Annotated in this window: 12 protein-coding genes; 8 read left to right on the top strand and 4 right to left on the bottom strand. The window is 70.9% G+C overall.

Annotation, left to right across the window (positions count from 1 at the left end; all coding sequences use genetic code 11):
• The first annotated feature begins 1 nt into the window (after position 1).
• From M4V62_RS33410 to M4V62_RS33420, 3 genes are all read left to right on the top strand, one after another.
• Positions 2-1582 carry an APC family permease gene (locus M4V62_RS33410; protein ID WP_249590919.1) on the top strand — a complete coding sequence of 527 codons (1581 nt, stop codon included), beginning with the start codon at positions 2-4 and terminating at the stop codon, positions 1580-1582.
• Positions 1583-1740: 158 nt separating this feature from the next.
• The gene (locus M4V62_RS33415) at positions 1741-2406 is read left to right on the top strand and encodes a molybdopterin-dependent oxidoreductase (protein ID WP_249593118.1); all 666 of its coding nucleotides are present in this window, start codon (positions 1741-1743) and stop codon (positions 2404-2406) included.
• Complete coding sequence (locus M4V62_RS33420) at positions 2378-2986, top strand: cytochrome b/b6 domain-containing protein (RefSeq protein WP_249590920.1); 609 nt, start codon at positions 2378-2380, stop codon at positions 2984-2986. Before M4V62_RS33415 ends, M4V62_RS33420 begins: the two co-directional genes overlap by 29 nt.
• A gap of 118 nt (positions 2987-3104) precedes the next feature.
• On the opposite strand, the gene M4V62_RS33425 is transcribed toward M4V62_RS33420, so the two are convergent.
• On the bottom strand, positions 3105-4502 hold the full coding sequence (locus tag M4V62_RS33425) for a GntT/GntP/DsdX family permease (RefSeq protein ID WP_249590921.1): 1398 nt from the start codon (positions 4500-4502) through the stop codon (positions 3105-3107).
• 67 nt (positions 4503-4569) lie between these two features.
• Positions 4570-5079 (bottom strand): gluconokinase, encoded by a 510-nt coding sequence (locus M4V62_RS33430; RefSeq protein WP_249590922.1) that lies wholly within the window; start codon positions 5077-5079, stop codon positions 4570-4572.
• A gap of 189 nt (positions 5080-5268) precedes the next feature.
• Here M4V62_RS33430 and M4V62_RS33435 point away from each other — a divergent pair, with 189 nt between their 5' ends.
• Positions 5269-5970, top strand: coding sequence for a FadR/GntR family transcriptional regulator (locus M4V62_RS33435; protein ID WP_249590923.1), 702 nt, complete (start codon positions 5269-5271; stop codon positions 5968-5970).
• Positions 5971-6029: 59 nt separating this feature from the next.
• Entirely contained in the window at positions 6030-6434 is a 405-nt protein-coding gene (locus M4V62_RS33440; RefSeq protein WP_249590924.1) for a YchJ family protein, read from the top strand.
• Between the two features lie 27 nt (positions 6435-6461).
• Here M4V62_RS33440 and M4V62_RS33445 read toward each other — a convergent pair whose 3' ends face one another.
• Together M4V62_RS33445 and M4V62_RS33450 are read right to left on the bottom strand one after the other, a co-directional pair.
• Complete coding sequence (locus tag M4V62_RS33445; RefSeq protein ID WP_249590925.1) at positions 6462-6983, bottom strand: putative immunity protein; 522 nt, start codon at positions 6981-6983, stop codon at positions 6462-6464.
• Positions 6984-7025: 42 nt separating this feature from the next.
• On the bottom strand, positions 7026-8303 hold the full coding sequence (locus M4V62_RS33450; protein WP_249590926.1) for a lipase family protein: 1278 nt from the start codon (positions 8301-8303) through the stop codon (positions 7026-7028).
• Positions 8304-8713: 410 nt separating this feature from the next.
• On the opposite strand from M4V62_RS33450, the gene M4V62_RS33455 reads away from it, so the two are divergent.
• The 3 genes from M4V62_RS33455 to M4V62_RS33465 are packed head-to-tail and all read left to right on the top strand — an operon-like array spanning position 8714 to position 13134.
• Entirely contained in the window at positions 8714-11590 is a 2877-nt protein-coding gene (locus M4V62_RS33455; protein WP_249590927.1) for a peroxidase family protein, read from the top strand.
• Positions 11577-12974, top strand: a complete 1398-nt coding sequence (locus M4V62_RS33460; RefSeq protein ID WP_249590928.1) for a hypothetical protein — start codon at positions 11577-11579, stop codon at positions 12972-12974. The genes M4V62_RS33455 and M4V62_RS33460 overlap by 14 nt, the downstream gene beginning before the upstream one ends.
• Positions 12955-13134 carry a hypothetical protein gene (locus M4V62_RS33465; RefSeq protein ID WP_425574958.1) on the top strand — a complete coding sequence of 60 codons (180 nt, stop codon included), beginning with the start codon at positions 12955-12957 and terminating at the stop codon, positions 13132-13134. Before M4V62_RS33460 ends, M4V62_RS33465 begins: the two co-directional genes overlap by 20 nt.
• Positions 13135-13194: the final 60 nt, after the last annotated feature.

The raw sequence follows: 13194 nt of genomic DNA on the forward strand, positions 1-13194 counted from the left end.
CATGGCGACGGGCAGTTCGAGCAGCACGAGCGACACGAGACCCGCGAGCAAGGCCGCAGGGAGCGCCACCGACGGCAGCGGGATCAGCACGTACAAGGGTCAGGAGACGGCCCTGCGCGCCGGCCGGCTCGGCACGGCGGGTCTCCTCCTGTCCGTGCTCGCGGCGACCGGACCGCTCATGGTCGTCGCCGGTGTCATGCCCACCACATACGGTGTGATGGGCGTGGTCGGGCAGCCGCTGCTGTTCCTGATCCTCGGCGTGGTCCTCGGCCTGTTCAGCTTCGGCTACGCCGAGATGAGCCGCCACGTCCACAACGCGGGCGCGTTCTACGCGTACATATCGAGGGGCCTGGGCGGCACCGCGGGAGCCGGTGCGTCGCTGGTCGCGCTCGTCGCCTACAGCGTCCTGCAGGCGGGCCTCTACGGCCTCCTCGGCTTCGAGGTCTCCGGCCTTCTCAACACCTACTTCGACGTCGAAGTCGCCTGGTGGATACCGGCACTCGTCACCGTCGCCGTCGTCGCCGTGCTCGCCTGGCTGAAGATCGACCTGAACGCGCGCGTGCTCGGCGTGCTGCTGCTCATCGAGGTGGCGCTCGTCGTCATCTTCGACATCGCGGCCATCGCGGACCCGGCCAAGGAAGGCCTGTCCCTGCACGCGTTCAACCCGGACACCCTCACCGGCGCGGGCGTCGCCACCTCGCTCTGCTTCTGCATCGCCGCCTTCACCGGCTTCGAGCAGGCCCCCGTGTACGCGGAGGAGACCGACCGCCCGCAGGTCGTCGTCGCCCGCGTGATGTTCTTCGCCGTCGGCTTCGTCGCGATCTTCTTCGCGATCAGCTCCTGGGCGCTCACGGTCGCCGCGGGCCCCTCCGGCATCGTCCCGGCCGCACAGGAACAGAGTGCGGGGCTGCTCTTCGGGCTCACCGAGTCCCGGCTCGGCGGCACCTTCACCGACGTACTCCATGTCCTGTTCGTGACCGGCATGTTCGCGGCGATCCTCTCCTTCCACAACGTGGTCGCGCGGTACGCCTTCGCCATGGGCCGCGAGGGTCTGCTGCCCGCCACGTTCGGCAGGACCAACACCTCCACCGGCGCGCCCGGCACCGGCTCCCTGCTCCAGACGGTCATCTCCGTCGTCATCGTGGTGGCCTTCGCGGTCACCGACGACGGCGAGTTCGGCGACCCGACCGCGCCGGTCCTGCACCTGTTCACCTGGGGCGGCAACATCGGCGCCCTGGGCGTGATCCTCCTGATGGCCACGGCGTCCGTCGCGGTCATCGTCTTCTTCGTACGCCGAGGAGCCGCGCGAGCCCAGGCCTGGCGCATCACCGCGTCCGCCCTCGCCGCGGTCGGCCTGCTCGTCATCGCGGGCTACACCGTCAAGGACTTCGACGTCCTGGTCGGCGCGGGCCCCGGCTCGGCGCTCAGCTGGGTGCTGCCCGGCATCATCCTGCTCGCCGCCGTGATCGGCGTGGTCTACGGCGCCATCCTGCGCTCGACCAAGCCCGAGGCGCACGCGCGGATCGGCCTCGGCAACGAGGCGTTCCAGCTGGAGAAGGCGGCGAACACCCCGGGCGAGTAGTCCGCGCCCGGATGTGACGGAACGCTGACGGACACCCGCGGCCCCTGTACCCCCGGGGCCGCGGGTGCTCGAATCAGAGGGTGACAACTCCCCATCCGCACCGCCCCGAAGAGGACACCGGCACCGGCGCACCCGTCGGCCGCCGACTGGTCCTCGGCATGCTCGGTCTGGGTGTCGCGGGCGTGACCTTCGCGCCACCGCTCCAGCGGGGCCTGGAGTCCTTCCTGGGCGCCGCGTCCGACAAGGACCCCACGGGCCTGACGGACCTGCTCCCCAACGGCGGCGGATTCCGCTACTACTCGGTGGCCGCGTCCGTCCCGCACAGGAGCGCGTCCACCTACCGCCTGAAGATCGACGGCCTGGTGGACCGCCCCACGACGTACTCCCTGCCAAGACTGCGCGCCCTGCCGCAGACCCGCCTGGTGCGCGACGTCCAGTGCGTCACGGGCTGGCGCGTGCCGAGCACCCCCTTCGAGGGCGTACGCCTCTCCGCCCTCCTGGACGCGGCAGGGGTGCGCCCCGCCGCCCGAGCCGTGCGCTTCACGTGCTTCGACGGGACGTACAGCGAGAGCCTGACGCTGAAGCAGGCGCGGCGGGCCGACGTCCTTGTGGCCCTGCGCATGCAGGACAAGGACCTGGGCCACACCCACGGCGGCCCGGCCCGCCTCTATGTCGCCCCCATGTACTTCTACAAGTCGGCGAAGTGGCTCTCCGGGATCACGCTCACGGACGAGGTGGAGCCGGGGTACTGGGAGAAGCGCGGCTACGACGTCGACGCCTGGGTGGGTGATTCGAATGGCAGGGACGACGAGCCCACGACCTGAAGTGGCCGCGCGGGTACGCAGGTTCAGCCCCGCGGAGCGTTGGGTGCACCGGGTGACGGCGCTTCTGATGGGGGTGTGCGTCGCGACCGCCGCGTGCCTGTACGTGCCTCAGCTGGCCGAGCTCGTGGGGCGCCGCGCCCTTGTGGTGACCGTCCACGAATGGTCGGGCCTGCTGCTCCCGGCCCCGTTCCTCGCGGGCCTCGCGTCCCGCGCCTTCCGCGGCGACCTGCGCCTCCTGAACCGCTTCGGCCCGCACGACAGGGCCTGGCTGCGGCGGGGCGCCGCGCACCGGAAGGCGGGCAAGTTCAACGCGGGTCAGAAGCTGTACGCGGGCTGGCTCGCGGGGGCGGTCCTGGTGATGCTGGGCACGGGCCTGCTGATGTGGTTCACGCACCTCACCCCCCTGGCCTGGCGCACGGGAAGCACGTTCGTCCACGACTGGCTCGCCCTGACGCTCGGCGTGGTGATCGCCGGGCACGTGGGGATGGCGTGGGCGGATCCGGAGGCGAGGCGAGGGATGCGGACCGGGTCGGTGGACCCGGAGTGGGCGGAGCGGGAGCATCCGCTGTGGCGGAAGTAAGGAAAAAAGCCGGCCGGGCTGGAAGTATCCAGCCCGGCCGGATACTTCCAGCCCGTCCGGCGTTCGAGGACGAACTCGGCGAAGCCGGTGATGAGGGCAACCAAGGCCCCCGGCCCGGCTAAATCACAAGCGACAGCAACAGCACCAGCCCACCCGCGACCACGGAGATGATCGTCTCCATGACCGACCAGGTCTTGATCGTCTGCCCGACGCTCAACCCGAAGTACTCCTTCACCAGCCAGAACCCCGCATCATTCACATGCGAGAAGAAGAGCGACCCGGCCCCGATGGCAAGCACCAGCAGTGCCGTGTGCGCATCGGACATGTCCGCGGCCAGCGGAGCGACAAGCCCGGCGGCCGAGATGGTGGCCACCGTCGCCGACCCCGTGGCGAGACGGATCACCACGGCGATCAGCCAGGCAAGGAGCAGCGCCGGGATCGACCAGTCCTTGGAGATGTCGAGGACCATCTGTCCGACACCGGAGTCGATGAGGGTCTGCTTGAAGCCACCACCCGCACCGACGATCATCAGCACACCGGCGATCGGCGCGAGCGACTTCTCGACGGTGGTCGAGAGCCGGTCCTTGGTGAAACCGGCCGCACGGCCCAGCGTGAACATGCCCACGATCACCGCGGCGAGCAGCGCGATCAGCGGCGAGCCGATGACGTCGAAGACCCGCTGCACCGTGTGCTCGGGGTTGTCGACGACGATGTCGACCAGGGCCTTGGCCAGCATCATCACGACGGGCAGCAGCACGGTCGCGACCGTCACGCCGAACCCGGGACGCTTCTCCAGGTCCTCCGAAGGACGCTGCGGCATCATCTTCTCGGGAGCCGGGACGTCCACCCACTTCGCCGCGTACTTCGAGAAGACGGGCCCGGCGATGATCACCGTAGGGATGGCGACGAGCACGCCGAGGGCCAGCGTGATGCCCAGGTTCGCGTCCACCGCGTCGATCGCGACCAGCGGACCGGGGTGCGGCGGAATGAGTCCGTGCATCACGGACAGACCGGCCAGAGCCGGGATGCCGATCCGCATCAGCGAGTAGTTGCCGCGCTTGGCGACCATCAGGACGACAGGGATCAGCAGCACGATGCCGACCTCGAAGAAGAGCGGAAGCCCGATCACCGAGGCGATCAGGACCATCGCCCACGGCATCGAGCGCCCGCCCGCCTTGGCGAGGATCGTGTCGACGATCTGGTCCGCGCCGCCGGAGTCGGCGAGCAGCTTGCCCAGGATCGCGCCGAGCGCGATCAGCACACCCACGCCCGCGACCGTCGAGCCGAGACCCGCGGTGAAGCTGGCGATCGCCTTGTCGAGCGGGGCGCCCGCGAAGGCGCCGAGGGCGAGCGATCCGATGGTCAGGGCCAGGAACGCGTGCAGCTTGAACTTCGTGATGAGCAGGACGATGACGGCGATGCCCGCGAGGACGGCGATACCCAGCTGGGCGTGGCCAGCGGAGGTGATCGGCTCGACGGCGTCCGCTGCCAGCATCTCAACGCTGAGACTGGTCACGGTGTCTTCCTTGTACGTCAGGGGAGGGGGGTGCGGGGGGACGGGGGTTCACGGGGACTGCGGGGGACTACTGGTCGAGCGCGCCCAGAGCCCGGAAGGCCCGCTCGCTGATCTCTTCGGGGGCGCCGGTGACGTCGACCGCGACGCCCGCCTCGTCCGCGCCGAGCGGCTGAAGCGTGGCGAACTGCGAGTCGAGCAGGGCCGTCGGCATGAAGTGGCCCTGCCGGTGCGACATCCGGTCCTCGATGAGGGACCGGTCCCCGGTGAGGTGGACGAAGACGATGCCGGGCGCCTCGGCCCGCAGACGGTCGCGGTAGGAGCGCTTCAGCGCCGAGCTGCTGACCACGCCGCCGAGCCCGGCCCTGCCGTGGGCCCAGGTACCGATGGCATCGAGCCACGGCCAGCGGTCGTCGTCGGTCAGCGGGGTCCCGGCCGACATCTTGGCGATGTTCGCCGGGGGGTGGAAGTCGTCGCCCTCGGCGTAGGGAACGCCGAGCTGTGTCGCGAGCAGGGGGCCGATCGTTGTCTTGCCGGTTCCTGCCACGCCCATCACTACGACGACGTGGGGGGTGCTCATCGCTGTCCTGCCTCGCTGTCTTCTTCGACATCGGTCCGAAACGAGCCATCGGTCCGGAACGAGCCACGGGACGGGGGAGACCCGTGGCTCGTTCACGTCACTGAAACCCATTAGGTCTGACAAATTCAAGAGGCTGTGACACAAAAGTCTGACTTTTTGTTCCCGAGGGTCCGCACATACCCTGACGTCATGACCGCACAGGCCCGTGGGCTGCACGCTCGCGTACTGGAAAGCCTCGGGCCCGCCATCACCGGCGGCGAGTACCCGCCGGGCAGCGTGCTGCGCACGGACGAGCTCTCCCAGCGGTTCGAGGTGTCACGCTCCGTCGTACGGGAGGTGGTGCGGGTCCTCGAATCGATGCACCTCGTCGAGTCCCGGCGCCGGGTCGGTGTGACGGTGCTGCCCACCGCGGAGTGGAACGTCTACGACCCGCAGGTCATCCGGTGGCGTCTCGCGGGCGCCGACCGGCCGCGCCAGCTGCGCTCCCTCACGGTCCTGCGCTCGGCGATCGAACCGGCCGCCGCGGGGCTCGCGGCCCAGCACGCCACCCCCGAGCAGTGCGCGGCCCTCACCGAGTGCGCCCTCGGCATGGTCGCCACCTCGCGCGGACAGCAGCTGGAGGGCTACCTCTTCCACGACATCAACTTCCACCGCATCGTCCTGAACGCGTCGGGCAACGAGATGTTCGCCCGCCTCGGCGACGTCGTCGCGGAGGTCCTCGCAGGCCGCACCCACCACCAGGTCATGTTCGAGGACCCGGACCCGGCGGCCGTCACCCTGCACGTCCGGCTCGCGGAGGCGGTGCGTGAGGGAGACGCGGTGCGGGCCGAGGAGCTGACGCGGGAGATCGCCGTGGGGGCCCTGCACGAGCTGGACATCCTCGCCCCGTAGCGGATCACCCCTTCGGGGTGCTCCCTTCCCGGGTCTCCCCGTCAGGGACAATGGCCCGCATGTCCCGACGCGCCACCCGCCCCCAGACCACCTGCCCCTGCGGTCACCCCGAGCCGTACGAGAAGTGCTGCGGACGGCTGCACCGGGGCGAGGCCGCGGCCGCCGTGCCCGAGGAGCTGATGCGCTCCCGCTACTGCGCCTTCGCCGTCAAGGACGAGGCCTACCTCCTGCGCACCTGGCACCCGCGCACCCGGCCGCCACGCGTGGAGTTCGACCCCGGTCTGCGCTGGGTCGGCCTGGAGATCCTGGACACGGCGGACGGCACCGCGTTCCACACCACCGGCACGGTCGAGTTCCGGGCCCGCTACACCGACGGCGGCCGCAAGGAGGCCCTGCGCGAGCGGAGCCGTTTCGAGCGGCTCGACGGGGCCTGGGTGTATGTCGACGGCGCCTTCATCGACTGACCCTTCAGCCGATCAGATCCCGGTGCCTCAGCGGCGCAGGGCCACGTCGAGCTCGTAGTAGAGCGTGTCGAGGCGGCTGCGCCCAGGGCTGCGGTCCGGCATCCGCTTCACCAGCTCGCGCACGGCCGGCGATACGCGCTCGATCGCCCACCGGAGCTCCGCGTCACCGACCTGGGGGCCTTCACCCGCGGCGAGTTCACGGGCGAGCGCCTGGTGGACCGCGGGCGCGAGGGCGTGCTTCGACTGGTGCGGGCTGGCCAGGGGGTGGATGTAGGGGGTCGCCGCCGCGTAGCACGCGGCGCGGGCCGCGGCGGTGGCGGCCGGGTCGTCGACCTCGCGCGCGGCCGCGTGCGCCGCCCAGGAGAGGGAGCGCAGCCGCCCGGTCCGCTTCCCCTCGCGCACGTACTCCCGGATGCCCTCGATCGCCGCGCGGGGACGGCTGTCGCCGGGCGCCCGCGCCTCGAACAGCGGAAGCACCCGCTCGACGCAGTCGGCCGCCCAGAGCCCGAGAAGCCTGCGGTCTTCGTCGCTGATCGTCACCTCGTCCACCGGGACATCATGCCGCCCGGGGTGCTCCCTGTCGCCGCGGTTTCAGCGGACGTCCCCGTACTCGCTCATCACCCCCGGCGGAGCCAGCGCGTTCACGTAGTGCCCAGGACCGTGGTCCTCGAAGGAGTACGTGAACGGGACGCTGCGGGTCAGCGCGAGCCGGGCCGCGAAGAACGCGAGGGGTGCCACCACCGCGAGCCCCGCGAGGCTGTCCATCTGCGGGTAGCGCGGCGCAGGATCACGCACCTCGACCCAGCCGGGCTCCTGGCCGGGCCCCCGCACCACATCCGCCAGGGCCCGCCCCACCGCCTTCGCCCTGCGCCCCGCCACGGCAGGCAGCCGCCCCCCGAACAGATCACCCGGCAGGGACAGCGCCTCGATCGCCGCCTCGGCCGCGAGCGTCAGGGCGCCGTCGACCGCGCCCCGCTGACGCCGGTAGTGGAACTCGCGGCCGAAGGGCGCGTACGGCCCGACCGGGCGCGGCGGCAGCGAGGGCACGACGTCGCGGTCGTAGATGTAGCGGATGAGCCGGTCGCGCAGCACGTGGACGCCCCGCGGATCGCAGGCCCGGTGGCAGGCTCGGGCGAGCTCCGGTCCGCCGAGCATGGGCTGGCCGAAGGTGTAGACGGCCTTCAGACGTTCCGCGACGGCGGCGTAGCGCGGCTCGTGGGCCAGCACGACGCCCATCAGCGCCGCCATCGCACCGCCGAGGCTGTGCCCGGTGATGTACAGCGCCTCCATGCCGTCGCCCACCGTGCCCTGCTCGTCGGGGTCGACCGACTCGCCGCGCAGCGCCCGCTCCAGGGCCTGCATGACCAGGTACCGCGAGGCCCGCATGTTGCGGTAGAAGCCCGCGTGGACGTCGTACAGCTCGCCGCCGAGGTCCACGTGGAGCGTCTCGGGGCGTACGTCGGCGTCGGTGAGGATGCTGATGATGTCCTCGGGCTGGGTGCCGCGGTAGCAGAGGATCACCACCCGCCGGTCCTTGTCCTGGAGCAGATACGCCGCCGACGCGATGTAGAGCGCGCCCACCCGCTGCTCGAAGACCCGGCAGCGGTTCTCCTCCAGGCCTAGCCTGGCCATGATCATGGCGAGCGTCGCCGGGTCGGGGTCCTCCGGGGTGCCTGCGTAGGCGTACGCCGCACAGGTCGCCAGGGCGTGCGGGACGACGCCGTCCGGATCGGGTTGCGCCTTGTCCTCCAACAACCGCTCCACCAGGTCCGGATAGACCGGGAAGCCCACCGCGGGGCCCGTTCCCGTGACGTCCTTGTACGGGCGCAGATCGGTGAAGGGCGGTGCCTTGGCGTGGTGGTCCCGCATGGTTCCCCCCGGAACGGGCGCTGGCGGCAAGGGAGTTGCGAGCACACCACCGGCCCGATCCGCCGTCAACTCGCGTACTCCGGGCACTTGTTCACCCGCTGTGGACCGGCCATCGGCGCGCCTGGCTCCTGGGGTTGCTGAGAGAGGAGACCCCAGAGGGACTGCCGGACGATCACCCGCGCCGTGCCGCACGGCCGTCCCAGGCCGCCCGACGGGCCCAAATGCCGCCGCCCGCCTGCCTGTTCGACCTCGGCGCGGCGCCCCGCACATAGGCGGGAACCCGCGCTGTGGCGCTCCATCGTCGCCAGTAGCGTCCTAGACCCTGTCGGCAGACTCCCGCCTGCCCCGCGGCGTCTGGCAGCAGGGCCGAGCCCCCCGTCCCGTACGCCTGCGTGCGAAGGAAGCGCCTGATGGCCGACACCGGACAGTACGAGCAGACCTACGAGCGCTACGCGGGCGGCAGCCCCGAGGCGGAGCACCGCCTCTTCGAGCGCCTGGCCCAAGAGATCATGAAGGTCCAGGCGAAGAACCGGCGGGCCGGCGGCGCCGGTTCCCTCGCGCGCACCCAGCACGCGAAACCCGCGCTCGGCGTGGAGAACGCCCGCCTCACCATCCACGACGACGTGCCCGAGGCCCTGCGCGGCGGATTCGTCAAGCCGGGCGCCGACTATCCGGCGACCGTGCGGCTCTCCAACGCCAGCGGCACCCGGCAGCCCGACGCCACGGCCGACCTGCGCGGCGTGGCCGTGCGCGTGACGGTGTCGGAAGAGGAGAGCCACGACCTGCTCGCCACCAACTTCCCGGTGTCGCACGCCCGGGACGCCCGCGAGTTCGTCGCCTTCGCCAAGGCCATGGCGGGCGCGAACAGCCCGCTGCAGAAGGCCTTCGGCCTGTTCGTGAAACTGCCGCTCGCCGTAGGCCTCTCCACCGCTACCCGGATGCGCCGCAACATCCAGGCCGCCACCCGGCACAAGGTCGACAGCCTCGCCAAGGAGACGTACTGGAGCCGCGGCGCCATCCTCTGGGGCGAGGCAGGACCGGTCCGCTACCTCCTGCGCCCCGTCGTGGGCAGCGCCCCCGAGCCCAGGCCCGAGCGCCGCGACCCCGGCTTCCTCCACCGCGAACTGGCGCACCGCCTCGTCACGTCGGACGTCGCCTTCGAGCTGTGCGTCCAGCGGTACGTGGACGAGAAACGCACGCCCGTCGAGGACGGCTCCGTGGAGTGGAAGGACAACATCACGCCCGCGGTGCCCGTCGGACGCCTCACCGTGCCACGCCAGGACCTGGCCACCACAGAGGCCATGGCGGCGGCAGGGCGGGTCGAGGAGCTCGCCTTCAACCCCTGGTACACGACCGACGCGTTCCGCCCCCTCGGCAATCTCAACCGCGCCCGCAAGGCCGCGTACGAGGCGAGCGCCGCCCACCGCAAGGGCCTGCGCTTCAGCACCGAGGAGCCGCTGCGCAACACACTGCTCGGCATCCCCGTCGGACGGTTTTTCGCCGCGCTCAACCGCTATGTGCCGTGGCACAGGCTGCCGGTGTCGGCGAGCCTGCTGAACCTGGTCTTCCTGCGCAAGGCGCTCAGGCGCCTCAACCTCATCGACACCGACGTCCACGAGGCGCCGCCGAAGGCCGTCCCCGTGCCGGCGGGGGTCGATGAGCGGCTGCGCACGGCCCGGTCGTACGACGGGTCGTACAACGACCTCTCCGCGCCCTCCATGGGAGCCGTGGGCGCGGCCTTCGGACGCAACCTCGAGCCGGACTACCGGCCCGACCTCTTCGACACCCCGAACCCCGTCACCGTCAGCCGCCGACTCCTGACGCGCGACACCTTCGTGCCGGCGACCTCGCTCAACATCCTGGCCGCCGCCTGGATCCAGTTCCAGGTCCACGACTGGGTCAACCACCGCCGCTACCCCGTCGGGGGCAAGGCCGTCGAGGTACCGCTGCCGCCCGGCAGCACCTGGCACAACACCCCCGGCGGACCGCCCGAGAACGTGATGCGCTTCGCCGAGAACGAGGGCATCGAGCAGCCCGGCAACCAGCCCCCGATCCTCTTCGCCAACACGGCATCGCACTGGTGGGACGGCTCCGAGGTGTACGGCGCGGACGAGCACACCGCGAAGTTCCTGCGCGAGGCCGGCGGCAGCGCCGACCTGCGCCTTGAGGACGGCCACCTGCCCGTGGGCCAGAACGGCATCCCGCTCACCGGCTTCAACGAGAGCTGGTGGCTCGGCCTCAGTGCGATGCACACGCTCTTCGCCCGCGAGCACAACGCGGTCTGCGCGGCCATGCGCCGCGAGTACCCGGCGATGAGCGAGGACAGCATCTACCACGCGGCGCGTCTGGTCGTCTCCGCCCTCATCGCCAAGATCCACACGGTGGAGTGGACCCCGGCGATCCTCGCCACCGAGGCCATCGACCTCGGCCTGCACACCAACTGGGAGGGCCCGCCGAACAATTGGCTCAACAAGCTCGGCCTGTGGCTCCTGGAGTCCCACTCGCTGACCGGCATCCCCAAGACGCTGCCGGACCACCACGCGGCGCCGTACTCCCTCACCGAGGACTTCGTCACCGTCTACCGCATGCACCCGCTGATCCCCGACGACTACGTGATGCGCGAGCACCACTTCGGGCAGCGCCTGGAGAGCCTGACCTTCCAGGACATCCAGGGCGGCGCGGCGGAGGCCGCCATCCGCAAGACGGGCCTGGCCGACACCCTCTACTCGTTCGGCATCGCCCACCCCGGTGCGATCACCCTGAACAACTTCCCGCGCGCGCTCCAGCGCTTCGAGCGCGACGGCGAGATCATCGACCTGTCGGTCGTCGACCTCGTCCGCACCCGCAGGCGGGGCGTGCCGCGCTACAACGACTTCCGCGCGGGCCTGCACAAGCCGCGCATCACCCGCTTCGAGGAGCTGAGCCAGGACCCCGAGACCGTCGCGCGCCTCAAGGACGTCTACGACTCGGTCGACGAGATCGACACCGTGGTCGGCCTGTTCGCCGAGAACCCGCCGACCGGCTTCGGCTTCAGCGACACGGCCTTCCGCATCTTCATCCTGATGGCCACGCGCCGCCTGCAGAGCGACCGCTTCCTGACCGTCGACTACCGCCCCGAGATCTACACGCCGCTGGGCATCGAATGGGTCGAGAAGAGCGGCATGAAGTCCGTGATCCAGCGGCACGCCCCGGACCTCGCGGGTCTGCTGCCGCGCGACGCGAGCGCGTTCGCGCCGTGGCGGCAGGTGCAGCCGATGCGGGGCGGAGGCAGCGATGCCACCGAGTGAGGACGGGCCCGACGGCCGGGCGAACGGACACCACCCCGGGCTCGCCGACCTCTTCGTACGCCCTCTCCTGGAGACGGTCTGGCGCCGCCGCACCCACCGGGTGAGCCGCGGCGCCACCGTCCCCGCGGGATCGATGAGTTACGCCTCGAAGAACGCCCCGCAGCCGCTGACCGAGCTGGAGGAGGCGGTCCTGATCGCCCTCACCGGCTGCACCGGGCTCACCATGCCCGACCGCCCCTTCGAGGACCCGCGCGACGGCAAGCCGATCATGGCGAAGCCGAACCTGACCATGGCGGGGCGCACGGCGGGCAGCCCCGACAACGCGCAGGGCACGCACTTCTTCCTGATCAACGACACCGGCACGTACTACCTGAGGAAGCTGCCCCCGGCGCCGCAGGAGCCCTTCGACGACGTGACCCTGACCGCCCGTGCGCGGGAGTCCAAGGTCAAGGTCCTCGACCACCGCCTCGACGTGGCGGAGGGCCTGCGGGACTTCCCGGCGTACCTGGACTCGAACCGCTTCCTGTCCAACCTGCCGGGCACGACGGTCCTGTTCCCCGTGGTCGACCTGTCCCACCAGTACATCAACGCCCTGATGTACCTCCTCACCCAGCCGGACGGGGCGCGGCCCACGCTGGTGGACGACCGGAACTTCTACCGCCCCGCGGGCGTGCAGAAGTGGATCAAGAACGGTTTCCTGAACGAGAAGCTGAAGCTGCCGCTCGGTGCGCTCGGCCCGCTCCGCACCCAGATCGAGGCGGACCTGCTGCTCCAGAACCTGATGCTGGTGGCGGAGGCGATGGGCCTTGGCGCCTGGATCCACGCCTCCATCAACCCTCAAATCGCCCTGGGCGACCCGAAGTTCTCCCGCGCCTACGGCAGGATGCTCGGCTTCACCTTCGTCACCCCGCGCTGGCGCCCGGCCGACGTGTGGCGCTGGCACATCCCGCTCCCCAAGTACGCGAATGTCCGCTCGCACCCGGTGGGCCTGAAGGCCCCGGACGGCGAGCAGTTGATCTCCGCGATGTGCCCGCCGACGTTCGCGTCGATGTCCGACGCGGTGGACGCGGTGATCCGCGAGAAGTTCGGCCCCGGGGGCGTCTACGGCGACAAGGACGTCTTCGGCCGCATCTACCGGGAGGACTACGGCCAGCGCTATCTGGCCGAGGCGAGCGAGTACGAGGAACGGGTGATCGAGTGCGCCCGCGACATCTGCACGTACATCCTGCGGACGCACCGCCGCTTCCCGGCGCACACGGACGCGATCCACGTCCCCGGGATCTGGCTCCAGGCCCACCACGTGGAGGACGAGTACTACGACAAGTACTTCACCCAGGGCCTGACGCCGACGCACCGTCGGCACCGTGGCCTGTGGGACGGCTGAGACCGCCGGTCCGAAGATCACCCATGCCCCGGACATCCCCGATCACATACCGGTCATCGCCTGCGCCGCCAGGGACCGCACGTCGAGCCGCGACGTGCTCATCGCCCTGATCCGGCACCTCAAGGAGCGCTCGGCCCCCGCACTGGAGGCCGCCCGCTGATACCACCGCAAAGCGAAGAGCGGGCCAGGATTCCTGGCCCGCTCTTCGCGGTGTATCTCT

Origin of the sequence: Streptomyces durmitorensis (assembly GCF_023498005.1) — a bacterium.
In the GTDB taxonomy this organism is placed as follows: Bacteria; Actinomycetota; Actinomycetes; order Streptomycetales; family Streptomycetaceae; genus Streptomyces; species Streptomyces durmitorensis.